At 59.8% G+C, this 24905-nt stretch carries 21 protein-coding genes; 17 read left to right on the forward strand and 4 right to left on the reverse strand.

What is annotated here, in order from left to right; genetic code table 11:
* Positions 1-14 precede the first annotated feature (14 nt).
* The gene (locus B0E33_RS23150) at positions 15-980 is read right to left on the reverse strand and encodes a sodium:proton symporter (RefSeq protein WP_167579591.1); all 966 of its coding nucleotides are present in this window, start codon (positions 978-980) and stop codon (positions 15-17) included.
* 101 nt (positions 981-1081) lie between these two features.
* Here B0E33_RS23150 and B0E33_RS23155 point away from each other — a divergent pair, with 101 nt between their 5' ends.
* Positions 1082-2350 carry an NAD(P)/FAD-dependent oxidoreductase gene (locus B0E33_RS23155; RefSeq protein WP_077292554.1) on the forward strand — a complete coding sequence of 423 codons (1269 nt, stop codon included), beginning with the start codon at positions 1082-1084 and terminating at the stop codon, positions 2348-2350.
* 33 nt (positions 2351-2383) lie between these two features.
* On the opposite strand, the gene B0E33_RS23160 is transcribed toward B0E33_RS23155, so the two are convergent.
* Positions 2384-2863 (reverse strand): Lrp/AsnC family transcriptional regulator, encoded by a 480-nt coding sequence (locus B0E33_RS23160; protein ID WP_006939550.1) that lies wholly within the window; start codon positions 2861-2863, stop codon positions 2384-2386.
* A 147-nt stretch (positions 2864-3010) separates the two neighbouring features.
* On the opposite strand from B0E33_RS23160, the gene B0E33_RS23165 reads away from it, so the two are divergent.
* The gene (locus B0E33_RS23165; RefSeq protein ID WP_077292555.1) at positions 3011-6532 is read left to right on the forward strand and encodes an indolepyruvate ferredoxin oxidoreductase family protein; all 3522 of its coding nucleotides are present in this window, start codon (positions 3011-3013) and stop codon (positions 6530-6532) included.
* A 113-nt stretch (positions 6533-6645) separates the two neighbouring features.
* On the opposite strand, the gene B0E33_RS31000 is transcribed toward B0E33_RS23165, so the two are convergent.
* Positions 6646-6876, reverse strand: a complete 231-nt coding sequence (locus B0E33_RS31000; RefSeq protein ID WP_152510397.1) for a hypothetical protein — start codon at positions 6874-6876, stop codon at positions 6646-6648.
* 448 nt (positions 6877-7324) lie between these two features.
* On the opposite strand from B0E33_RS31000, the gene B0E33_RS23175 reads away from it, so the two are divergent.
* The 12 genes from B0E33_RS23175 (at position 7325) to B0E33_RS31005 (ending at position 22302) form a co-directional block, all read left to right on the forward strand.
* On the forward strand, positions 7325-8410 hold the full coding sequence (locus B0E33_RS23175) for a DUF2336 domain-containing protein (protein ID WP_077292557.1): 1086 nt from the start codon (positions 7325-7327) through the stop codon (positions 8408-8410).
* A gap of 162 nt (positions 8411-8572) precedes the next feature.
* Positions 8573-10990 carry a mechanosensitive ion channel domain-containing protein gene (locus B0E33_RS23180; protein WP_077292558.1) on the forward strand — a complete coding sequence of 806 codons (2418 nt, stop codon included), beginning with the start codon at positions 8573-8575 and terminating at the stop codon, positions 10988-10990.
* A 96-nt stretch (positions 10991-11086) separates the two neighbouring features.
* Positions 11087-11653, forward strand: coding sequence for a hypothetical protein (locus B0E33_RS23185; protein ID WP_077292559.1), 567 nt, complete (start codon positions 11087-11089; stop codon positions 11651-11653).
* Between the two features lie 181 nt (positions 11654-11834).
* Entirely contained in the window at positions 11835-12710 is an 876-nt protein-coding gene (locus B0E33_RS23190) for a glycosyltransferase family 17 protein (protein ID WP_077292560.1), read from the forward strand.
* 406 nt (positions 12711-13116) lie between these two features.
* Complete coding sequence (locus tag B0E33_RS23195; RefSeq protein ID WP_062488397.1) at positions 13117-13890, forward strand: amino acid ABC transporter substrate-binding protein; 774 nt, start codon at positions 13117-13119, stop codon at positions 13888-13890.
* A gap of 99 nt (positions 13891-13989) precedes the next feature.
* Positions 13990-14670, forward strand: a complete 681-nt coding sequence (locus B0E33_RS23200) for an amino acid ABC transporter permease (RefSeq protein WP_031269252.1) — start codon at positions 13990-13992, stop codon at positions 14668-14670.
* Entirely contained in the window at positions 14667-15422 is a 756-nt protein-coding gene (locus tag B0E33_RS23205) for an amino acid ABC transporter ATP-binding protein (RefSeq protein ID WP_077292561.1), read from the forward strand. The genes B0E33_RS23200 and B0E33_RS23205 overlap by 4 nt, the downstream gene beginning before the upstream one ends.
* 312 nt (positions 15423-15734) lie before the next feature.
* On the forward strand, positions 15735-16745 hold the full coding sequence (locus tag B0E33_RS23210; protein WP_031269253.1) for an ArsR/SmtB family transcription factor: 1011 nt from the start codon (positions 15735-15737) through the stop codon (positions 16743-16745).
* A gap of 1 nt (position 16746) precedes the next feature.
* Entirely contained in the window at positions 16747-17661 is a 915-nt protein-coding gene (gene metF / locus B0E33_RS23215) for a methylenetetrahydrofolate reductase [NAD(P)H] (RefSeq protein ID WP_077292562.1), read from the forward strand.
* A 184-nt stretch (positions 17662-17845) separates the two neighbouring features.
* Entirely contained in the window at positions 17846-18130 is a 285-nt protein-coding gene (locus B0E33_RS23220; RefSeq protein WP_077292563.1) for a hypothetical protein, read from the forward strand.
* Between the two features lie 77 nt (positions 18131-18207).
* Positions 18208-21936: a methionine synthase gene (metH, locus tag B0E33_RS23225; protein ID WP_077292564.1), complete on the forward strand. Its 3729-nt coding sequence runs from the start codon at positions 18208-18210 to the stop codon at positions 21934-21936.
* 222 nt (positions 21937-22158) lie between these two features.
* Positions 22159-22302 carry a hypothetical protein gene (locus B0E33_RS31005; protein ID WP_156912470.1) on the forward strand — a complete coding sequence of 48 codons (144 nt, stop codon included), beginning with the start codon at positions 22159-22161 and terminating at the stop codon, positions 22300-22302.
* Positions 22303-22454: 152 nt separating this feature from the next.
* Here B0E33_RS31005 and B0E33_RS23230 read toward each other — a convergent pair whose 3' ends face one another.
* Positions 22455-23144 (reverse strand): ArsR/SmtB family transcription factor, encoded by a 690-nt coding sequence (locus B0E33_RS23230; protein ID WP_077292565.1) that lies wholly within the window; start codon positions 23142-23144, stop codon positions 22455-22457.
* A gap of 93 nt (positions 23145-23237) precedes the next feature.
* Between B0E33_RS23230 and B0E33_RS23235 the strand changes: the two genes are divergently transcribed.
* The 3 genes from B0E33_RS23235 to B0E33_RS23245 are packed head-to-tail and all read left to right on the forward strand — an operon-like array spanning position 23238 to position 24842.
* Positions 23238-23570 carry an NIPSNAP family protein gene (locus B0E33_RS23235; protein WP_077293567.1) on the forward strand — a complete coding sequence of 111 codons (333 nt, stop codon included), beginning with the start codon at positions 23238-23240 and terminating at the stop codon, positions 23568-23570.
* Complete coding sequence (locus B0E33_RS23240; RefSeq protein ID WP_023000915.1) at positions 23567-23911, forward strand: antibiotic biosynthesis monooxygenase family protein; 345 nt, start codon at positions 23567-23569, stop codon at positions 23909-23911. The genes B0E33_RS23235 and B0E33_RS23240 overlap by 4 nt, the downstream gene beginning before the upstream one ends.
* Positions 23912-23921: 10 nt before the next feature.
* Complete coding sequence (locus B0E33_RS23245; protein WP_077292566.1) at positions 23922-24842, forward strand: DMT family transporter; 921 nt, start codon at positions 23922-23924, stop codon at positions 24840-24842.
* The last annotated feature ends 63 nt before the right edge of the window (positions 24843-24905 follow it).

A 24905-nucleotide genomic window follows, 5' to 3' on the forward strand; every position in this document is an offset into this window, starting at 1 on the left:
GCCTGTCAGGTGTGCTACGTCACAGTTTTGACGTTCAGACGGCAGAACACCCGCACAAACGGTTTCAGGAACAGGGGCAGGATGTAGATCGGAAACTGGCCGACAGCGAACCAGAGCCAGGTGAATTCCGGCAGGGTGCCACCGAAGGCGGCGACCATCAGTCCCATGTTTCTGGTGCCACAGGTATGGGCGATCGCATAGGCGTCTTCTCGGCTCGCCGGTGAGAACAGCAGCAGGCTGAGCGCAATCTGTACCAGTGCGAGGCAGAAGGTGATGGCGGTAAGGCCCAGCGTGAACAGTGGTTTTGCGGCAAAGCTCGCGGCGACACCATCCATGGCAGCTATGGCAAAGACCAGCAGCAGCAGCACATTGAGACCGCTGATGTGGTGGGAGGAGCGAGCCAGGCGCTCTTCACCGGCCAGTTTGCGAAAGGCGACCGAGACCGCAAAAGCGCCTGTGAGCAGCAAGGAGAGCTGGATGGCTAGCCCTCCGACGCTGAGAGGCAGGGCGGGCCCGAGCATCAACTCGCCGATGAAGGGGGCCGTCAGCGGGGTGATGATCAGAGCGGCAACAGAAAGCGCGAGACTGAGGGTGCCATCAAGGCCGAGCAAATAGATGAAGGCAGGAGCCGCCATCACCGGGGGAGCGGCGGTTGCGATGAAAAGGGCCAGCATCACATCGGGGCCAAGAGCCTTCAGGCCGGAGAGGTCGATCAGCAGCCACGTCAGCAGGGGCGCGCCGAGCATCATCCACAGGAGGGCGGCAATCAGAAGCGTGGGGCGACGCAGGCGCATGCGGATCGCGAAGGTGTCGACCCGCAGAAAAGCCAGGGTCAACAGGCTGAAGACGGCAACGGTCAGGTAGGGCCGCAGATAGGCGGACAGCGCCGGCAAGGCCATGCCGATGAAGATACTCACAGCAAGGGCGGCCGTTCCGTTGCGCCCGATCCATGCCAAGCCTGCACCACACCATCGAATCATCTTAAGTTGTCCTTTGAACCGCGAGTTGTGGCAGGCACTTCCGCGCCTCTTAAAGGATCCGGACCTCGGACGCCAGTATTAGGGCACCGTCCGGAACAGGCATGACAGCAAAAACCAGGCAAACGCAATCCTTCGACGTGATGGTGCTCGGCGCCGGTATCGTCGGTGTGTCAACGGCACTGCATCTGCAGCGGCTGGGCCTGTCCGTTGCGCTGATCGACCGCAAGCACCCGGGCGAGGAAGCTTCCTTCGGCAATGCCGGGATTGTCCAGCGCAACGGCTTCGTGCCGCATGCGGTGCCGACGCATCCGCTCACGCTTCTGGGGATCCTTTTCGGCCGCTCCAGTGCCGTTTCGCTGGATATGGCCACCGTACTGCGGATGTTACCGTGGCTGCGCCATTTCCATGCAGCAGGCAATGCCCGCGGGGTTGAAGCCTATTCGCGGGCGATTGCTCCGTTGCGAGCCTTCGCCGTCGAGGAGCATCTGGACCTGGCGCATGCGACCAATGCCAACCGCTTTTACCGCCAGGGCGGCTGGCTGCATCTTTACCGCTCGGAGACTGCCTTCCAGGCAAGCGAGACTGAACGCCAATACGCGCGGGTGTTTGGCGTTTCCTATCGGGAAATGTCGGCTGGCGAGATCGGAACTCTGGAGCCTGGCCTGACGGCGCAGGGGCTGAGAGGCGTTCATTGGCCGGAAAGTTGTTCGGTGTCCAATCCCGGTGCCGTGGTCGATGCCTTCTGGCGAGGATTCGTGCATGACGGGGGCGGCTATTTCCGCGCCGATGCGATGAAGCTGAAGCAGGAGCGTGGCGGTTGGCAAATCGAGGGGGAACGTGGCACATTGTTTTCCCGCCAGGCAGTGGTTGCCCTCGGCGCCTGGTCCGCGGATCTGCTGGCACGTCTTGGAGAAACCTATCCGCTTGCGGTCAAGCGTGGCTACCACATGCATTATCGTCCGTTGTCCGGGGCGTCCCTGTCACGACCGGTTGTGGATGTCGAAAACGGCTTCGCCCTGACTCCGACGGATAATGGCATTCGCCTGACCACTGGCGTCGAACTGGCCGAGCGCGATGCCCCGCCCAATCCGGCGATCGTCAAGCTGGCGAAACGACGGGCCGAGGAAATTTTTCCGCTAGGACGGGCGTTACAGGAACAGCCGTGGATGGGAAGCAGGCCATGTCTGCCGGATTCGCTGCCCGTGGTTGGTCCGTCTGCAAAGATCCCGGGCCTGTGGCTCAACTTCGGCCATGCCCATGACGGTTTCACGCTCGGGCCGGTGACGGGACGGCTGCTGGCCAGCATGATTGCGGGCAAGCAGCCTTTCCTGGACCCGGCGGGGCTGTCTGCGTTGCGGTTCGCCACCTGAGCGTCTAACCTGACGGTCGTTCAAGGTCGGATGTCAGCTCTCGCGCAAGGGCAGGGCGACGGTGTCCTTCACCGTATTGACGACGATGCGAGACTGCACATCGGACACGAGCGTATTGTCCAGCAGCTTCAAACGCAGAAAATTGTCGTAGGTTTTGATATCATCCGTCACAACCTTGATAAGATAGTCGACGGCACCGGTGATGCGCTCGCACGTCACGACCTCGGGCCAATGGTGGACCAGCTTGTCGAAGGTTTCCATGTTCTCGCGGCTGGGAACCGCAAGCTTGACGAACGAGTAGGCCACGAAGCCAAGACCCACGGATTCGCGGTCGATGATGGCAGTGATCTGGCGGATGATTCCCTGTTCCTTGAGGCGCTTGATCCGGCGCCAGCAAGGCGTCTGGCTCATGCCCGCTTCCTTTGCCACTTCGGCAATGGAGAGCGACGCATCCCGTTGCAGTACACGCAGAACACGTATGTCCGACGGGTCGAGAAGATATTTATCTGTCATTGGATATTTTAGGAATTTTTATTCTGCCTCTGGGTGATTGGCCGTGACGATAGCACAGAAATTGCCTGAGAAAAGGATGATATTACCTATTATGTGAGGTTGCCGCCGGGGGACATTGCCCCAGATGTCGGTTGAGGAGGAATTCGGATGAACGTGCACATGCCAACCGTTACCCTGGAGGACAAATACGTCGCCACGGAAGGACGGGTCTATCTGACAGGCATACAGGCGCTTGTCCGGCTGGCGCTCGATCGGGCGCGCATGGACCAGTTGGCCGGCCTGAAAACGGGCGGCTTCATTTCCGGCTACCGGGGATCGCCGCTTGCCGGTTACGACACAGAGCTGATGCGGGCTCATCGCCACCTCAAGGGGTACGACGTCGTCTTCAAGCCAGGCGTCAACGAAGAGCTGGGCGCAACCGCAGTGTGGGGCAGCCAGAAGCTGCGCGGCGAGGGCGGTGTTGGACGGGCGACCTCTTACGACGGCGTCTTCGGCATCTGGTACGGCAAGGCGCCGGGCGTCGACCGTGCCGGCGATGTGCTGCGTCAGGCCAACGCTTCGGGCACCGACCGCAACGGCGGGGTACTTGCCTTGGCCGGTGATGACCACCTTGCTAAATCCTCCATCCTGCCGGCGCAGAGCGAGTTCTATTTCGAGCATGCGGAAATTCCGGTCCTGAACCCGGCCGATATCCAGGATGTTCTCGACTACGGCCTGCACGGCCTGGAAATGTCCCGCTTCACCAGCCTCTGGACGGCCCTGATCTGCGTTGCCGACACGATGGATGCATCGGCAACGATCAATATCTCTCCGAACAGGCTGCGCATTGTGCGTCCGCTGGAAGGCGATCCGCGCAAGGACTATCACCAGAACCGAGATCTTCTTCTGGGCAACCGTCTGGAGACAGAGCGTCTGGTGCGCGATCTTCGTATTCCTGCGGCTCAGGCCTATGTGCGGACAAACGGTCTGGACCGGGTCACCTTCGGAACGAGGACCAATCCCAAATACGGCATCGTTGCTTCCGGCAAGGCCTACCGGGATCTGCTGCAGGCGCTCGACCTGATGGGCATTACAGAGGACTTTGCCAAGGCGCTGGGCCTTGGGGTTTACAAGGTGGCAATGAGCTGGCCTCTGGAGCCGCTCGGCCTGCGTGATTTCGCCCGTGGCACAGAACGTTTGCTGGTGGTGGAGCACAAGCGTGCGTTCATGGAATCCCAGATCAAGGACATCTCCTATCACTGGCCGGAAATGAGCCGGCCGGAAATCTGGGGCAAACGCCGTCCGGACGGGACACCGTTCCTGTCCGACGTTCTGGAACTGTCCGTTGCCGAGCTAATCGAAGGTCTCATGACCTGGCTGCCGGGCGATGTGGTTTCGGAAGAAATGCGCGCGGTTGCCAACCGGATGACCAAACAGGCCATGTGGGCCCAGGGCCATGCGGAACGCGCTGCCCGTATTCCCTACTTCTGCTCAGGCTGCCCGCATTCCACGTCGACCAAGACACCGGAAGGCTCCCGTTCGCTGCCGGGCATCGGCTGCCACGCGATGACGGAAATGGCCGGCCGGACAACGGAAGGCCAGATTGCGATGGGCGGCGAGGGTGTCCTGTGGGTCGGGCAGCAGCCCTTCTCCGGCGACAGCCACGTTTTTGCCAACGTCGGCGACGGCACCTACTTCCATTCCGGCATCCTGGCGATCCGGCAGGCGCTCGCCTCCAACGTGCCGATCACCTACAAGATCCTCTACAACGACGCGGTTGCCATGACCGGTGGCCAGAAGGTGGACGGCCAGCTGACCGTTCCGCAGATCACCCGTCAGCTGGAAGCCGAAGGCGTCGAGCGGATCGCGGTGGTTTCGGAGAACCCGGACAGCTACGGCTCCTGGACACCGCTTGCCCCGGGAACCAAGATTCACCACCGCGACGAACTGATGGACGTTCAGGAAGAGTTCCAGACCTTCAAGGGCGTGTCGGTGATCGTTTACGACCAGACCTGCGCCGCGGAAAAGCGCCGCCGGCGCAAGCGCGGGCAGTTTCCCGATCCGGACATGCGCCTCTTTATCAATGACCGGGTGTGTGAAGGCTGCGGAGACTGTTCCGTGCAGTCCAACTGCCTGTCGGTGGAGCCACTGGCAACGCCATTCGGTGAAAAGCGCGTCATCAACCAGTCGAGCTGCAACAAGGACTTCTCCTGTATCAAGGGGTTCTGCCCGTCCTTTGTCGAGATCAACGGTGCTGCACTGAAGAAGCCGAAGAAGGCGGATGTCGATATCGACACCTTGGTGGAAACCCTGCCGCTGCCGACACTTGCTTCGCTTGACCGCACCTGGAACACGCTGGTGGCCGGTATCGGCGGTATGGGTGTGACCACGATCAGCGCAATCCTGGCTATGGCGGCCCATGTGGACGGCAAGCAGGCTTCCACGCTGGATATGACCGGCCTTGCCCAGAAGGGTGGCCCGGTAACGTCTCACGTGCGTTTTGCGGCGGGCAACAGGTCGATTGAAGGTCCGCGGGTTCCTGCGGCCAGCCTCGACCTTCTGATCGCGAGTGACATGGTGGTGGCCGCGAACGCGGATCAGCTCGCGCTCGCCCATCGTGGTCACACGATGACCGTTGCCAACACCAAGGTGGCCCCGACTGCGGAATTCGTGCTGAAGCAGACGCTTTCCTTCGATGAAAAGCAGATGGACAGCGCCCTGCGCAAAGCCTCCGGCACATATCTGCCTGTCAATGCTGCAGACATTGCCGAGAAGCTTCTGGGTGATGCCATCTATGCCAACATGCTGTTGGTCGGCATGGCTTTCCAGAGTGGCGCGTTGCCGATCTCGGATTATGCCATTGAAACCGCGCTGGAGCTCAACGGCGCGTCGGTGAAGAACAACATCAAGGCGTTCCGTGCAGGCCGCGTGCTGGCTGCAGATCCGGAAAAACTGCTCAAGGCCCTGCCGTCGGAAGCAAAACAGCGTGTCTTTACCGTCGATGAGAAGATTGCCTTCAACGCCCAGGAGCTGACTGCCTATCAGGATGCGGCCTACGCACAGCGTTATCTGGATCTGGTCGGCAAGGTCAAAGAGGCTGACGAAGCGCATGGTCCGGGCACGTTCCGCCTGACGCAGACTGTGTCCGACATGCTCTTCAAGTTGATGGCCTACAAGGACGAATATGAAGTCGCGCGGCTTTATAGCGATCCTGCCTTCAAGGAGAAGATCGCGCAGCGCTTTGAAGACCCGAAGAAGCTGAAGGTTCATCTGGCACCGCCATTCCTCGCGCATCGCAAGGATCCGAAGACCGGCCGTCCGCAGAAGATTGCCTTCGGACACTGGATCTTCTCCGTGTTCAGCTTCCTGGCGAAGCTCAAGGGCATGCGCGGCAAATGGTACGATCCGTTCGGCCGTACGGCGGAACGCAAGACAGAGCGCGCGCTCATCAGCCAGTATGAGGGCGATATTGCCGAGATCCTGAAGCGGCTGCCGGAAGGACACTACGGCCTGTTGGTCGAGCTCGCCCGGGTTCCGGATCTTATCCGCGGGTTTGGTCCGATCAAGGATGACAACATCGAAAAGGCGACTGAAAAGCGCCGTGTGCTTCTGGAGCAGCTCGACAGAAGCAATGACGGCGGCTCGGACAACAAGACCGGCACCAAGGAGTTTCTGGCGGCAGCCGAATAAAGGCTGAGCAGGAACAGCAAAAAACCGGCGCCGCAGGGTGCCGGTTTTTTTATGTCCTTTGTTCCGGGTGAGGGCGCTGCAATCCTGAAACAGAAGGCAAGTCCATGGACGAGCTAGCGCCAGGGGCCGCTAATGATCGGCCGTCGCCGGTTTTCTTCGCGGGCTCTCAAATCGTTGTCGCTGAGGACATCGAAAAGAAGATCATCCGGAATGGATTGATGGCTGGATCGGCGGAAAAGGGCCTTGCCAAGTTTCCGTCGCAGGAGGGCCGCCAGTTGATAGAGACCGCGGGTGCGGGAGGGCGGTATGGCGGCGACACGGGGAAAACGGACGACGGAGGACATGGTTGGCTCCAATAAAGAAATATTTTGCTTTCTTTATCTAGATTGCGCTTGGTGAAGGGTCAATAAGAAAAGAAAAATATTTCTTTATCTCATGCGCCGCCGATGGGTACGCCCCTGTCGAGGGACCTTGCGGCGCAGCGAATGTATTTAAACCAGTCGCAATTTCTGACCTTCGGAGGCTATTGAAACGGCCCTTGAAAATCTTTTTTCGGAAAAAATATTCGGATTTCAACGGGATAAAAAAGTGACTTCGAGCGGGGGGGAGCGGTCAAAATTGTTACATTTCAATGACATGTAGTGAATACATGCGATATAGTTAGAATTGTTCTCAAGTTTTAAAAAAAGACAATTACATTCTGGAAAAGCGCGTTTCGACCTTCTTTAAAACTCATCGTCATTTTCTGTACCAACGCCAAACCGGCACACTTGTGAAAATTGGTAATGGAACATGACTGAAGCGTTGAAAACAGAACTGGTGAACTTCTCGGAGCTGACCGGTGAAGCTGGCAGCGCCCGGAGGGCCGAACTGGCCCGGCATGTCGCAACCCTGTTTGCCCTGACCTCCGATCGGTGCTCCGACGAGCAGGTCGATATTTATGACTCCGTTCTCTTGCGGCTTGTCGACATGGTGGAAGACGAAGTTCGCCGTTATGTCGCTGACCAGATGTCCAGCCTGAGACGCGGTCCGGAAGAAACCATCCGCCGTCTGGCCGATGACGAGATCGAGGTGGCCGAGCCGATCCTGCTGCGCTCCACCGTGCTGCGGGAGGCCGATCTGATCAAGATCGCCGAAAAGCGCGGCAATGCGCACCGGTTCGCCATCGCACAGCGTGAGGTTCTGTCTGAAGAGCTGACCGATGTGCTGGTGCGTCGCGGTGATCTGAAGGTCAAGCGCAAGGTGGCCAGCAACGATGGTGCTTGCCTGTCGGATGCATCGATCATGGCCCTGATCAGCGATGCTGCCTCCGATGCGACGCTGCAGCTTTCCTTGAGCGAGCGTGCGGATCTTGCCGAAGCGCATATCGCCAGCCTGATCTCGGTTGCCAGCGAGGAAGTCCGGCGGAAGCTACATGCGGCCGGCCGTGGTCACGAAGCCGAGCGGGTAGAGGAAGCAGCCGATATCGCGGCACAGCGCATGTCCAACCAATATTGGCTTGGCCGCTACGACTTCGAAACAGCGCGCAGCCGGGTACTGCTGCTGGCCAAACGCGGGATGGTCAATGAGGCGGCCCTGCGCCGGTTCGCCTCGGAAGACCGGTTCGCGGAAGCGGTTGCCACTTTTGCCTGGCTGGTGAGATGCGGTGTCGAGGAAGTCAGCCACTGGATGGTGCGCCCCGATCCGGAGCCGTTCGTCATCCTTGCCAAGGCTTCCGGCTTCTCCTCCATCACCGTTGGTTCCCTGCTGGCCATCGGCCCCTGGCGTCACCGCCTGACACCGGATGTGCGTAGCGATGCCATGGCCATGTTCGAGCGCATGACGATCGCCGAAGCCAAGCGCAAGATGGCTCATTGGAACAACACCGTTCTGCACTGACACAATTAAGCAAGGCGCCTCCTGCCTGCATGTAAGGCCCGGTTCGAAAGGATCGGGCCTCTTCTTTTTCAGCGCCTTGCGAAAAGCCGGCTTTCTTTCAAATGGCACAGATCCGTGCCAAGAAAGACGGGGATCCTTTTCGCGACTCGTCCTGGGGCTGACATGCGCTTTACACATCCAACCTATCGCCGATCCTGTCTTGCCGATGGCGGCCGCAAGAGGCCAGGCAAGGCGTTTCTTCTTCTGTCAGGTCTGCTTGCACTCTTTCTGTGTCTGGGTGGTTTGCCCTCAGGGGCGAAGGCACAGGGAATACCCGGGCTGTTTTCCGGAAAGGGCTCTACCAAGACCGAGACCGGTGCCGTGGCTCCGGCCGCTGAAACAATGGCAGATGGAAATGCGCAGACGGAAACGGCTGGCTCTGCAGTGGCGTCGGCCAACGGCGCGGGTGAAGGCGCAAACCTTCTTCAGACCGTGGACGAGTTCACCGAAGATGCCGTCGAGGCCCGGGATGTTCTCAAATCCATCGTTCAGAAAATTCCCGAGATCCAGGATGTGATGGTGGAGACCCTGCGCGCCCAGGGGGGCGAACGGGGTCTCAACTGGATGTCGTCGACGCTGGTGGACATTCTGATAGCCGTTGTTCTCGGCCTTGTGGCCTCTTCCCTGGTGAACCGGTGGGGCCGGCGGCAATTCGCGTCCTGGTACCAGCCGGACGCGACGACACGGGCTGACAAGATTATCTATCTTTATGCCCGGGCGATCCTGATGTTCGTCGGTGTCGGGCTCTTCTTTGCCGTAGCGGCCGGGGTATTTCTTCTGGTCGGAACGGGCATTGAAGCATCCAACAAGACCGCACTTGTGGTTGTCGGCACCATGGCGGTTTTTCTGGCGCTCCGTGTTGTCTGGCTGAATGTGCTGGCACCCGACGCGGAGAGCCACCGGTTGCTGGCGCTTTCCAATCAGGAAGCGACCGGGCTCTACAGGACGCTGCTTGTCGGCTCCGCCATTTCCCTTGCGGCGGTTGCCTTCTGCCTCTGGATGGAGCGACTGGGTCTGTCGCCTGACATTCACAAGCTGGCATTGATTGCAGCCTCCGCGCTGTCGATGGTCATCCTGTCCGGCATCGCGATTGTCTATCGCAGGGTGATTGCGCGGCTGATCCGGGGAAAGAAGGGGGCTGAAGCGCCGATCTGGCGAAGGGTTCTGGCCAGCGGCTGGCACTTTGTTGCCGTTGCCTATTTCTTCCTGGCCTGGGGGATTTCGGCAGTGCGTATCCTGCTCGACTTGCCGGACGCGATCGGTCTGGTCGGTGCGCCGCTGGAAGTGCTGTTGATGGCTGCTGTTGCCTATGGGCTGCTGATCCTGCTCATCGACCGGGTTCTGTTGCCGCGGCTGGACACGGCCGCCGCACAGGAGAAGATTGCCGAGGACATCAAACGTGCCGAAGCAGGCGAGGGCGGCGAAGAGGATTTTGCCAGCACTTTGGCCCAGGCGCGCGCGGAAGCTGCCGAGCGGGAAGCGCGACGCTCACCCTTCCGGGACCTGTTCGACCGGGGCGCCACTATTCTGGTCGTGTTCACCTCGCTGGACATGCTGGCTTCCAAATGGGGACTGCCGCTTGCCGGTAGCGGCTCGCTGATCGGTTCCTTCGTCGAGGTGCTTCTGGTCATGTTCCTTGGCTACATGGCCTACGAGGCCGTGAAAATCGTCATTGACCGGGAAATTGCCAAGGAAGCGCCTGCCGAGAAAGACGAAGAGGCGGAAGTCGGCGGAACCGGTGAGAGCCGGATTTCCACCTTGCTGCCGATCTTTCGCAATTTCCTGCTCATCACGATCGTGGTGATCGCCACGATGGTGATCCTGTCGCAGCTGGGCGTAAATATCGCGCCATTGTTCGCCGGTGCCGGTGTCGTCGGTCTGGCAGTTGGATTCGGGGCTCAAACCCTCATCCGGGATATCTTCTCCGGAGCTTTCTATCTGATCGACGATGCGTTCCGGAAAGGGGAATACATCGATATCGGCAGCGCCAAGGGCGTTGTCGAAAAGATCTCGATCCGGTCGATGCAGCTGCGGCACCACCGCGGTGCGCTTACGACGGTTCCCTTTGGCGAAATTCAGAAAGTGGAGAATTTCTCACGAGACTGGGCGGTGATGAAACTTGCGTTCCGCGTTACCTACGACACCGACGTGGAAAAGATGCGCAAGATCATCAAGAACTTCGGCAAGGAGCTGCTGGAGGACGAGTATTTCGGGCCCATGTTCCTGGCGCCGCTGAAGTCTCAGGGAATCATGTCGATGGAAGACAGTGCCATGATCGCGCGCGTCAAGTTCACTACCAAGCCTGGCAAGCAGTTCGAGCTTCGCAAGGTCGTTTATGCGGGGCTTCGCGACCTCTTCGAAAAGAACGGCATCAGGTTCGCACATCGCCAGGTGACCGTGCGTGTTGCCGGGTCTGACGGCGATGAGGAGGTCGTGACACCCGGCGCCAGGGAAGCTGCTGCGGCTGGTGCTGCCGCGGCTGGAATGCTGGGTGAGGGCATTGGTGACGAGACCGGCGGCAGCGCCGAGGACCAGCTCTAGCACTCGCTGTGTCGCAGCGCCGGATCCTGGACTTGCGGCGAGACCGCCATAATGGTGTGCTTCACTTCTCGGATCGCAAATGTGAAGGGGGAGACTATGCTGAAACCAATGTTTCTGGGAGCTGCACTTGCAGTTGCCCTGTCATGCCAGGCTATTGCGGGACCTTTGCAGGACAAGGCGACTGAAGCGGAGGCCGCGCTTGATGACGGCAAGGGCGGGGAAGCCATCTCTTTGATGCGCGAGGCCCTCTTCGACGTTTGGTCGAAAGCCACCATTTCCATTCCAACCGCCCTGTTCGTGATGGCCCCTGCCGACGGCTTCGGCATCTATAAACCCAGGGAAGATGCAGCTTTCGGAGCGGACGAGCCGCTGCGCATCTATCTGGAGCCTGTTGGCTTCGACTGGAAACAGCAGGATGGCCTGTTCACATCTCTTCTGACCGTCGACTTCGACCTCGCGTCGCCCGATGGCAAGGTGCTGGCTGGGCAGAAGGGTTTCGGCCGGTTCGACTTCAAGAGCCATGTGCCCAATACCGAATACATGGCCAACCTGACCCTGAATGTCAGCGGGGCTCCGGCGGGCGACTATGTACTGGAACTAACCGTCAACGATGAATTCAGCGGCAATTCCGCGAAAGTCCGGATGCCTTTTTCGATCAAGTAGGTGCATCGGCAATAGGGTTAGAGGCGGTCTATTCGCTTTTGTGCGCCAGGTCCGTGGACCTCTTGACTGAAATCCGATATCGGTCCCGGCAGGCACCAGGAAGAGGCTTGCCATGACTTGAGCTGCCATCCGGCAGCCGGGATGCGCCACCCTTCGCTGATCGAGGAAACCGGGCCCAGGCATGAAGCTCTACGACTGTTTTGTCTTCCATAACGAATTCGACCTTCTGGAAATCCGTCTTCGGGAGATGGGGAACCATGTCGACAAGTTTGTCCTGGTGGAAGCGAACCAGACGCAACGCGGTGGTCCCAAGCCGTTCTTCTTTGCGGAAAATCGCGAACGGTTTGCGCCCTGGTCCGACAAGATCATCGATCTTCAGGTCGAGTTTCCCGATGAATTGCCACCGGCGCTCGGCGTCTACAAGAACCGCCGGAAGGCGGACTGGGAACGCGAGAACTATCAGCGCAATTGCATTGCACGGGGACTGGAAGCCTGTGCGCCGGACGACGTCATCCTTCTGTCGGATGTCGACGAGATCGTGCGGGCGGAAGTTCTGAAGAAGGTGTTGGACGAGAAGCTCTACAAGGGGCGGCTGCTGGTGTTCGAACAGAGCCTGCACAAACACCATCTAGACCGTATCGTTCCCGGCAAGACCTGGCTGCTGGGGTCCCGGATGATTGAAAAGAAGTACCTGACCACGCCGCAGCAACTGCGCCGGACAAAGGCCCGGATGACGAAAAAGTCCTACGTGCCGGGTTTTGTCGCCCAACCGCTTCTCAGGATCCGCAACAACAACCTGTCGGGCATCAGCCGCCCGGTGAAAATCCTGCCCGATGCAGGCTGGCATTTTTCATCCATGGGCGGCGTGGAAGCCTTCCGGACCAAACTGGCATCCGTCGTCCATGGCCAGACTGTCGATACCAGCGATATCGAAAGGCTCTACGCGAAAGAGCTTGTCGGCACCGAGATCATCCCGCGCGAAGGTCTGCCGGGCTGTGTGCGCGAGGGGCGCTTCGATCACATGCTGGATCAAGGTGCTGTGCCCGCCGAAAGCTGACGAGTTCCGCCGAATTCGGTCTTTGGTAATCGGAAACCTGATCCGTTCGGGAGGGCACGCTCGATGATCGCAACCATGTGACTATTTCGATCGAGCTTCTACACGATGCGGGCTGGATGCTTCCTCGCCCAAGGAGAAGGTATCCATGAACCTTCCGCCGCTTTAGCGACTGACGGCATCTGTAGGAGCGGTCACGGGAAGAGTTTCAGTGGCGGACAGTTGCCGCGAGGATACTTCCAGAGAGGGTGGTCGAGCCTGCGACCGGTGTTGTGTCGTGTGCTGCCGATCCGCGATATGAGAGCAAAATATTCTCCCTCTTTCTGCATTTTTGCTCTTTCTTCTCCTGCAATCGCTTCCACATTCCGGCACTAAGGCCACTCACTCATCATGCCGGAAAGGAATTGATATGAGCTGGTTCAAAGCGATTGCCGCGGCCGCAGTGCTGCAGGTACTTACCCTTTCTCCCTCGCAGGCGGGTGACAACCTCGATGCGATCAAATCGGCAGGTGTCCTGAAGATCGGCACCGAAGGCACCTACGCGCCTTTCACCTTCCACGACGGGGAAGGCAAACTGGTCGGTTTCGATGTCGAAATAGGCGAGGCCGTTGCCGAAAAACTTGGCGTCAAGGCCGAGTTCATCGAAGGCAAATGGGACGGACTGATCGCCGGCCTGGACGTCAAGCGCTACGACGTGGTCATCAATCAGGTCGGCATCACTGACGCCCGCAAGCAGAAATACGATTTCTCCGACCCCTACATCGCCTCCAAGGCAGTGCTGATCGTTCGCGACAGCAATGACGACATCAATGGCTTTGAAGACCTCGCCGGCAAAAAGGCGGCTCAGTCCTTGACCAGCAATTTCGGCAAGCTGGCGGAAGAAGCCGGAGCGGAACTGGTCGGCACCGACGGGTTCGACCAGTCCATCCAACTGGTGCTGACACGCCGCGCCGATGCGACCATCAACGACAGCCTGTCCTATCTGGACTTCAAGAAGCAGAAACCGGACGCGCCGGTGAAGGTTGTCGCCGAGAAGGCAAATGCCGACTATTCCGGCATTCTGGTGCGCAAGGGTGATCCGGAACTGGTTGCCGCCCTGAATTCGGCGCTGGCCGACATCAAGGCGGATGGTACCTACCAGGCAATTTCCGACAAGTACTTTGGTCAGGACGTGTCCAACTGACATGATGAAGGCCGGTCCATGCAGATCTAGACCGGCCCTTCTCACCTAAACGAAAAGCGCCGGGCGTTCGCGCCGGGCGCGTTTTTTTGGAGCTTTATCGTGCCTCACTGGCTTCAGTTGATGATCGATTCCCTGCCGACGCTTCTGTGGGCTGGGGTCAAATTCACCATTCCACTCACGCTGTTGTCCTTCGCACTGGGGCTCAGTCTTGGTCTGACCACGGCTGTCACACGCCTGTTCGCGCCGCTGCCGCTGGTGCTGGTCGCGCGCTTTTATGTCTGGGTCTTCCGGGGAACGCCGCTGCTGGTACAGCTCTTCGTGATCTTTTACGGCCTGCCCAGCATCGGAATTTTGCTGGATGCGTTTCCAGCCGCCCTGATCGGCTTTACGCTCAATGTCGGTGCCTATTCGTCGGAGATCATCCGGGCTGCCATTTCCTCCGTGCCGAAGGGACAGTGGGAAGCCGCGTTTTCCACCGGGATGACATGGCGCCAGGCGATGATGCGCACGATCCTGCCGCAAGCCGGGCGCGTGGCGGTGCCGCCGCTGTCGAACACTTTCATTTCGCTGGTCAAGGATACGTCTCTGGCCGCTGCCATCACGGTGCCGGAGTTGTTCCAGTCGGCGCAGCGCATCGTTGCCACCACATATGAGCCACTGATCCTCTATATAGAGGCTGCCCTGATCTATCTTGCCATGAGTTCCGTGCTTGCCTGGCTGCAGGAGCGGCTGGAAGTCCGGTTTGCGCGATATGGCGGCATGCTGGAGACCTCAAGATGATCGAGCTTTCCAATATCAAGAAAAAGTTCGGTGACGCGCTTATCCTCGACGATATCTCGCTGCGTTTTCCCGAAGGCAGCGTCACCGCGCTCGTCGGCCCGTCGGGCGGCGGCAAGAGCACTTTGCTGCGCTGTATCAATCTGCTGGAGATACCGACCTCCGGCAGCGTTCAGGTCGGTGAACACACGATCACGTTCAAGCCGGGCGTTTCAGTGTCGCAGGCATCGGTTCAGAAGATCCGCTGCGAGACGGGCATGGTGTTCCAGAACTTTCAGCTCTTTCCGCACAGGACAGTGATCGAGAATGTGATGGAAGGCCTGCTGGTGGTTCAGAAATGGCCCCGTGAAAAGGCCCGGCAGCGGGCATTGGATCTGCTCGAAAAGGTCGGCATGTCGCACAAGACCGACGCCTGGCCGGCCAATCTTTCCGGCGGTCAGCAGCAGCGTGTTGCGATTGCCCGTGCTCTTGCACCTTCGCCCAAGGTGCTTCTATGCGACGAGCCGACTTCCGCGCTCGATCCGGAACTGGCCGGTGAGGTGGTCGATGTACTCGGTCAGCTTGCCCGGGAAGGGACCACCATGGTGATGGCGACACACGACCTGCGACTGGCATCGCAGATCGCAAATCATGTCGTCTTTCTGGAGGCCGGGCAGGTGGTGGAAACCGGAGACGCGGACGCGATCTTCCGTCATCCCGAGCGCGAGCGCACCCGCCGGTTTGTCTCCTCCATCAACGCCGCACAGACGCTTTAGGTCAGCACTCCCGCATTGCTCAGATGCGGGAGGTGGTGCAATTCGGCGTGTCACGCGAGGGCCGGGCTATTGCCCTTGCCCGGGCTCAAGACCGCGTAAGGCAGCTCACCTGACCTGAAGTGGCTCGTTCCATATGTGCTGACGGCCCCGCTCAGCGGATGCGAGGTGGTGCGCAGGTCGGCTCTCGTTTTTCTCCTGCGGGGGTAATTTCGACGAATACGGACTAATCAGTGTCGTATTTGTTTTGATCTCTTGCATGGTGCTTCGATTTCATATAAAGATATCTTTATATCGACATTGATGGCGAAGCGCATGACCGAAGAACAGACCCTGTCCGTTGACGATACCCTGGCCGCCCTGAGGGCTGTCGGCGAGGCGACGCGCCTGAGGCTGATTGCGCTTCTGGCGGAAAGCGAGCTGACGGTGAAGGATGCCACGGCGATCCTCGGACAGAGCCAGCCGCGCATCTCCCGTCATCTGAAGCTGCTTGCAGAAGCGGATCTCATTCAGCGGTTCCCGGAAGGGGCCTGGGTCTACTACCGGTTGGCGGATGGTCCTGAAGGCCAGCTTGCACGCGATCTTGTTGCCCGCATTTCCCTGGAAGACCCGGTGCTGGCGGCGGACCAGGAACGGTTTCGGGCAATCCGCAAGGCCAAGGCGGACGAGGCGGCTGCATATTTTGCAGCCCGCGCGCTTACCTGGGACCGGGAGCGTTCGCTGCATGTTTCCGAAGACGATGTCGAGAAGGCGATGCGCAAGGCACTGGGCGACAAGCCGTTCCAGTCGTTCCTCGACCTTGGCACCGGCACCGGCCGGTTGCTGGAAGTGTTTGCAGACCAGTATGCGACGGCACTCGGTGTCGATGCCTCGCATGACATGCTTGCCGTTGCCCGCGCGAACCTTGCCAAGGCCGGGCTTTCAAACGCCCAGGTACGCCACGGCGATGTTTACGCACTGAATGTGCCGCCGCGGTCCTTCGATGTCGTGGCGATCCACCAGGTGCTGCACTTCCTTGAGGAACCGGCAAGGGCGCTCAATGAGGCTGCTCGTGCGCTGCGTCCCGGCGGCCGCCTGTTGATCATCGATTTTGCTCCGCATCAGCTGGAGTTCCTGCGCGAAAAACACGCGCATCGTCGCCTGGGCTTTGCTCATGACCAGATGGAGCGCTGGCTTGAAGCGCTCGAACTGGACCTGGAACAGGTCACCGATCTTGTTCCGGGAGACGGCAACGACACCAACCTTACCGTAACCCTTTGGCTTGCGCGTGACCGCCGAATTGTCACCGACCTGCCTGCCCGAGACACGTCCCGAGAGGTCGCCTAACATGACAACCTGTTCCAACCGCCGGTCTCACCAGGCCGCACCTTCGCCAATCACGGCTTCGTTCGAATTTTTCCCGCCGAAGTCCGACAAGATGGCGGAGACGCTGTGGCAGACGGTTCAGCGACTGGCGCCGCTCAGCCCGTCCTTTGTTTCCGTGACCTATGGTGCAGGCGGTTCCACCCGCGAGCGCACGCATCGCACTGTCGAGCGGATCCTGAAGGAAACCGACCTTGCACCGGCGGCGCACCTGACCTGTGTCGGTGCGGCGCGCAGCGAAATCGATACGATCGTCAAGGACTACTGGGATCTGGGCGTGCGTCATCTGGTGGCGCTGCGCGGTGACCCGCTCGACGGCATCGGCTCGCGTTACGTGCCGCATCCGGAGGGCTATGCCTATGCGACCGACCTGGTTGAAGGCGTCAAGAAGATCGCCAATTTCGATATTTCCGTCTCCGGCTATCCGGAAAGGCATCCGGAAAGCGGCAATTGGCAGAAAGAGATCGACAATCTGAAGCGCAAGGTCGACGCCGGTGCGGACCGGATCATTACCCAGTACTTCTTCGACAATGACCTGTTCGATGATTACCTCGACCGGATTGCGGCCGCCGGCATCAATATTCCGGTGATCCCGGGCATTCTGCCGATCCACAATTTCGAACAGACGATGGTGTTCTCCGCCAAGTGCGGCACCTCCATTCCGCAGTGGCTGGCTCGGCGTTTTGCCGGCCTGACCAACGATCCGGAAACCCGGAAGCTGGTTGGCGTTTCGGTTGCCTGCGAACAGGTGATGGACCTGGTCGACCGCGGCATCAACGACTTCCATTTCTACACCATGAACCGAGCCGACCTGACCTTTGCCATCTGCCACATGCTTGGCATGGGGCAGCCGGAAACCAAGGAAACCCTGGCAGCCTGAGGGAGGCGAGGCGGCCGGGCCGGGCGCAGAAACGAGCCAGTTGTTTTGGATTTAGAGCGGATGCCCCCTCTTGGCCCCTTACCCTTATCTGGGTGGGGCAGGGTTGGGGGTATCGGCGCAGCCGGGACACGCTGCTGTCATTCAGGACAGGAACGGCCGGAAACCAAGCGGGAAGCGGAGCGAGATGATCAAGTTAAGCACTGCCGATGCCATTGAATCGACCGCCTATGCGGTGTTGCGCGAGAAGGGCTTCGAGCTTCATGTCGTCGACATGGGCGCGGACAACAATCGTCTGATCGTCGCCACCGACAAGGACCACGAGTTCCGCGGGCATTCGGCCCTCGAAATTCTCGGGCTCCTGGCCGTTTATGAGGCACGCGGCGAAGACTGGCACCCGACCGAAGACGACGTTCACAGCCGCACCAAGTTCTGGGACGCCTCTTACAACGATACCGACCGGGACAGCTGACACGCTGTCCGGTTGCACAGTTAAATCACGCCGGCTTCCGCCGGCCAAACCAACAGAAATTTCCGGAAGGAAACCCCGTGATCAAGTCAGACGCCTTCGAGCGCCTCCGTGACCTCGCCAAGACCCGTATTCTCGTCCTTGACGGTGCCATGGGCACGGAAATCCAGCTTCTGAAACTGGATGAAGCGGCCTACCGCGGTGACCGCTTCAAGGACTGGCCGAGCGACATCAAGGGCAACAACGATCTGCTGAGCCTGACGCAGCCGGAAGCGATCCGGAAGATCCATGTCGATTATCTGGAAGCCGGTGCCGACATCGTCGAGACCAACACCTTCTCCTCCACGACGATCGCCCAAGCCGACTACGGCATGGAAGAGCTGGCCTATGAGCTGAACTTCGAAAGCGCGAAACTCGCGCGTGAAGCCTGCGACAAGGTCACGGCACAGGATCCGTCCCGGCCGCGTTTCGTCGCCGGCGCGCTTGGCCCGACCAATCGGACCGCGTCGATCTCGCCGGATGTGAACAATCCGGGCTACCGTGCTGTTTCCTTTGATGATCTGCGCATTGCCTATGCCGAAGCTACCCGCGGTCTCATTGCGGGTGGGGCCGATATCATCCTGGTGGAGACCATCTTCGACACGCTGAACGCCAAGGCGGCGCTGTTTGCCATTGACGAGGTCTTCGAAGAAACCGGCAAGATCCTGCCGGTGATGATTTCCGGTACGATCACCGATCTTTCGGGCCGGACACTTTCCGGACAGACACCGGAAGCCTTCTGGAACTCCGTCCGTCACACCAGCCCGCTGACCATCGGTCTCAACTGCGCACTTGGCGCCAAGGAAATGCGCGCACATGTGGACGAACTCGGCCGCGTCGCCGACACGCTTGTGTGCGCCTATCCGAACGCCGGCCTGCCGAACGAATTCGGTGAATATGACGAGAGCCCGGAACATATGGCCGGCCTGATCGAGGAATTCGCCTCGGCGGGTCTCGTCAACGTTGTCGGCGGCTGCTGTGGTACCACGCCTGCGCATATCAAGGCGATTGCGGACGCCGTTGCGGACAAGAAACCGCGCGAGATCCCGGAAATCGACGTTCACATGCGTCTGTCGGGCCTGGAGCCGTTCGTGGTGACGAAGGAGACCAACTTCGTCAACGTGGGCGAACGGACCAACGTGACCGGCTCGGCCAGGTTCCGCAAGCTGATCAAGGAGGGTGACTACCCAACCGCGCTCGAAGTTGCCCGTCAGCAGGTCGAAAACGGCGCGCAGATCATCGACATCAACATGGACGAAGGGCTGCTCGATTCCGAGGAAGCCATGGTCACCTTCCTGAACCTGGTGGCCGCCGAGCCGGACATCGCCAAGGTTCCGGTGATGATCGACAGTTCCAAGTGGACGGTCATCGAAGCGGGCCTCAAATGTATCCAGGGCAAGGGGGTCGTGAACTCCATCTCGATGAAGGAAGGCGAAGAGGAGTTCATCAAGCACGCGACACTGGTGCGCCGCTACGGTGCTGCCGTTGTGGTGATGGCGTTTGATGAAAGCGGACAGGCCGACACCTTCGAGCGCAAGACAGAGATCTGCGCGCGGTCCTACAAGATCCTGACCGAAAAGGTTGGCTTCCCGCCGGAAGACATCATTTTCGACCCGAACATCTTTGCCGTCGCGACAGGCATCGAGGAACACAACAACTACGGCGTCGACTTCATCGAGGCGACCGGCTGGATCCGCGAGAACCTGCCGCACGCCCATGTGTCGGGCGGTGTATCGAACCTGTCGTTCTCGTTCCGCGGCAACGAAGCCGTGCGCGAAGCGATGCACTCGGTGTTCCTCTATCATGCCATCAAGCGCGGCATGGACATGGGCATCGTGAATGCCGGTCAGCTTGCGGTCTATAATGATCTCGATCGCGAACTGCGCGAGCTTTGCGAGGATGTTGTCCTCAATCGGCGACAGGACAGCACCGACCGGTTGCTGGAAGCGGCCGAACGCTGGAAAGGCGAGGGCGGCAAGAAAAAGGAAGCCGATCTCACCTGGCGCACCTGGGGTGTTGCCAAGCGCCTGGAACACGCGCTCGTTCACGGCATTGCCGATTACGTTGAAGAAGACACCGAAGAAGCCCGCCAGGCCTTCGACCGGCCGCTGCACGTGATCGAAGGCCCGCTGATGGACGGTATGAACGTCGTCGGCGATCTCTTCGGATCCGGGCAGATGTTCCTGCCGCAGGTGGTCAAGTCTGCCCGCGTCATGAAGAAGGCGGTCGCCTATCTGATGCCGTTCATGGAAAAGGAAAAGGAAGAGCTTGGCCAGACGGGTCATTCTTCCGCCGGCAAGATCCTGATGGCGACGGTCAAGGGCGATGTGCATGACATCGGCAAGAACATTGTCGGCGTCGTGCTCCAGTGCAACAATTTCGAGGTGATCGATCTCGGCGTCATGGTGCCGGCAGCGAAGATCCTCGATACCGCGCGTCAGGAAAAGGTCGACATGATCGGGCTGTCCGGCCTGATCACACCGTCGCTGGACGAAATGTGCCACGTTGCCGCCGAGCTGGAACGTGAAGGGCTTGATGTGCCGCTGCTGATCGGAGGGGCGACCACGTCCAAGATCCATACAGCGGTGAAGATCCACCCGAACTATGCCCGCGGCCAGGCAATCTATGTCACCGATGCGGGCCGGGCTGTCGGTGTTGCCTCCAAGCTGATGAGCGAAGGCGGCCGCGCCCCTTACTATGCCGATGTGCGTGCCGAATATGCCGATATTGCCGAAAAGCATGCAGCCGGCAGGGGCTCTCAGCAGCGCACGTCGCTGAAAGCTGCGCGGGACAATGCCTTCAAGGCCGACTTCCAGGGCAAACAGCCGGTTGCGCCGAAGAAGCCAGGCACGACTGTCTATGACGATTTCCCGCTGGAGGAACTGGTGCCGTTCATCGACTGGACGCCGTTCTTCTCCACCTGGGAGATCAAGGGCCGTTATCCGGCGGTACTGACCGACAATCGCTACGGCCCGGCGGCCAAGGCGCTTTTCGACGATGCCCGGCGGATGCTCGATGAAATCGTTGAAAAGAAACTGCTGACGGCACGCGGTGTTGCAAGCCTGTGGCCGGCCAATGCGGTTGGTGACGATGTGCGTGTCTTCACCGACGAAAGCCGGAGCGAAACGCTGGCGACCTTCCATACGCTGCGCCAGCAGATGAGCCGGACTGCGGGTGGCCGCGCCAATATCGCCCTCAGCGATTTCGTTGCGCCCGAGGCCAGCGGCATTGCCGACTGGATCGGCGGATTTGCCGTTACCTCCGGTCATGGCGAGGACGAGCTGGCGGCGCGTTACGCCAGGGAGTCGGACGACTACAACAAGATCCTCTCCCAGGCCCTGGCAGACCGGCTGGCGGAAGCCTTTGCCGAGAAGCTGCACCAGATCGTACGCAAGGACATTTGGGGCTACGCCGCCGCCGAAGACCTGTCCGTCGACGATATCATCTCGGAAAAATATCAGGGCATTCGTCCGGCACCGGGCTACCCGGCCCAGCCGGACCATACGGAAAAGGATACCCTGTTCCGGCTGCTCGATGCGGAACGCCTGACAGGCATTCAGCTGACAGAGAGCAGGGCCATGTTGCCGGGGTCTTCCGTTTCCGGGCTCTATTTCGGTCATGCCGACAGCCATTATTTCGGTGTCGGCAAGATCGAGAAGGACCAGGTGGAGGATTACGCCGCACGCAAAGGTTGGGATCTGGCCTACGCGGAACGCTGGCTGGCTCCGATTCTCAACTACGATCCGGCCCGGATGGTCGCTGCCGAGTAGGGTCCGCTCCACCAAAACCGACTGGAAACAGATGGCCTCCCGCGTGTCGCACGCGGGAGGCCATTTATTTTCTCCAATGAATTAAATGACGTAAGGAAAATAACACAAATTTTTGAGAATATGCACACTGTGCACTCTTGTAATGTGCACGCAGTGCGCTAACATATGCTCTATCAGGTGAGCGCCGATAAAGGTTCTGCGCACACCAAAGGAGAAAAAAACATGACTGTGCAAATCGCTAGAATTTTGCTGGTTCAGCATCGCCAGGATTACAATCGGGACCGCCTTGCGTGGTTGCCGGCGCGGCTTTATCGCTCCTGGCGTGAAGCCCTTCCGAAGGTTCAGGAGACCATCCGGTCTCTTTGAGCTGGGCCCACCCCGAAATTGGCCCCAAGAAACAAGAACAAGATCACTGGGCGCCTCGTTTGCCCCTGGCGTCTGCCCACTTCCTTACAAAGCCCGGCTTCGGCCGGGTTTTTTGTTATCTGTGGATGAGCAGAAAGGGGCGGGGGTGTTGCTCAGGGTACCGGAAACAGTTTCTTCAGTTCCGCTTCACCTTTCGGCGAAATATGAACGATGCGTCCCGCCGGTTCGCGGCGCAGCCAGTCGCTTTCGGTGAAGCGCGTCAGAAGAGCGGCCCCCAGACCTCCCGCCAGATGATTGCGCCTTTCGCTCCAGTCCAGACAGGCACGGCACATCGGGCGGCGGCTTGCTGTGAGGGCATCCAGGTCAATGCCGATGCCTGAGACGAAACCTTCACCATCTGCGGTCAGGGCGAGGCCGCCCTTGTCCGTCGAGACGGCAAGGAACCCGCGCTTCTGCAGGCTGTCGAAAATACGCACCGCCATATCGCCAGCCAAATGGTCATAACACACACGGGCGGCCCGCATCTGTGGGTCTCTGGGGCCGGTGCGTGTGCGCAGGTGACCCTTGCGGGCGGCAAGGCCCATCACGGCTTCCAGCACGGCTCCAACTTCCGGGCCCGCGAGCGTGAAATAGCGATGCCGGCCCTGCTTGGCCTGGGTCAGCAAGCCGCCTTCCATCAGTTTCTTCAGGTGCGAACTGGCGGTCTGGCCGGTGATGCCGGCTTCGGTTGCCAGTTCCGTCGCCGTCAGGGCCTTGCCGCTTAACAGCGCGCTCAGAATGTTGGCGCGGGCCGGGTCACCCATCAAGGCGCCGATGCGGGCAATGTCCGGTCCATCCTTCATCAGATCTCCTCCATGGTTCGATCTGTGTCGAAGCATTGCAGACATAGACCGTGGCACACAAGCGCAATCGACACAGCCTTGAAGGAGACCTTGGTGATTACCTGTTTCATCCGCTATCACATCGACCCGACGAAGAAAGCCGCCTTTGAGCAATATGCGCGAAACTGGGGGCAGGCGATCCCGCGTTGCGGTGCGGATCTGATCGGCTATTTTGCACCCCACGAAGGCTCGACGACGCTGGCGTACGGTGTTTATTCCATCGAGAACCTTGCGGCATATGAAGCCTACCGGGCGCGGCTTGCCGCGGACCCGTTGGGGCAGGAAAACTATGCTTTTGCCATGAAGGAAAAATTCATCTTGCGGGAAGACCGCACGTTTCTGAAACTGGCGTCCGCACTGCATGGCATGGGAGAGAAACTCAAATGATTGCCGTCATCTTCGAAGTGATCCCGCATGCGGACAAGAAACAGGCTTATCTCGACATGGCTGCCGAGATGAAGCCCCTGGTCGAACAGATCGACGGGTTCCTGTCCGTCGAGCGATTCCAGAGCCTCACCAATCCGGAGAAATTACTGTCGGTCTCCTTCTTTCGCGACGAAGCCGCGCTGAATGAATGGCGGCAGCTCACGCAGCATCGCAAGGCGCAGCGTGCCGGACGGAACAGCTATTTCAAGGACTACCGGTTGCGGGTGGCGCAGGTGCTGCGCGACTATGGCATGGACGAGCGCGACGAGGCTCCCGCCGACAGCCGCGACGTGAACGGTTAAGCCGGCAGCCATGCAAAACAGATCCATCGAACTGGCGCTTTTGGGCGTGCTCGCCCTGCTGTGGGGCTCATCCTACATGTGGATCAGCCTGGCGCTGCCATCGTTTCCTCCTGCGACGCTGATTGCCATCCGTGTGTCTCTTGCTGCGCTGGCGCTGCTGGCCATCATGGCTGCAAGGGGCATTCGCATGCCGCTGGACAGGCAAAACTGGAAACAGTTCTTCATCCAGTCCCTGGTCAATAGCACAGGACCCTGGCTGATGCTGGCGTGGGGCCAGCAATATGCCGGGACGGCCGTCTCCAGCGTTCTGAATTCAACCTCGCCGCTCTGGGTCTTCGCCTTTTCGTTCCTGCTGCTGAGCCACGGCGAAAGGCCAGGTGCCCGGCAACTCACCGGCGCCTTGTTCGGCTTTGCCGGTATCGTGCTGATCGTCGGTGTCGGTGCGCTTGAGGATATCGGCAGGAACCTTGTGCCGCAGCTTGTCGTCCTGTTCGGGGCTGCGCTCTATGGCATCGCGGCCCTGCGCGGCCGTGTCTTTGCAGGCCTGCCGCCCATAGTGCCGGCTGCGGGAACGCTCATCTGCGCATCGGTTGTGCTGGTCCCGGCAAGCCTCATCGTCGACCGGCCCTGGCAGTTGACGCCGGATACGACCGGCATCGTTGCCGCGCTGACGCTCTCGCTTGCATGCACCGCGCTGGCATTTCTGATCTATTTCCGTCTGCTGTCGACCCTTGGGGCAATGGGGACGGCCAGTCAGGCCTATCTGCGCTCAGGCGTAGGTGTCTTTCTCGGTGTCGTGTTCCTGTCGGAGACGCTGGATCTGGAGACCTTTGCCGGAATTTGCCTTGCCATTTTCGGTGTTGTTCTGATCAACTGGCCACGTGCGGTGAAGCGTCAAGACGTTTCGGCTCCAGTATCTGCCGCCAAGTAAGAGGGCATTTGGCCGGCAGGTAACTTGGCGGCCCGATCCGTGCGCATGGTGGCAGAGACTTGC

The organism is Roseibium algicola (genome assembly GCF_001999245.1).
Classification (GTDB): Bacteria; Pseudomonadota; Alphaproteobacteria; order Rhizobiales; family Stappiaceae; genus Roseibium; species Roseibium algicola.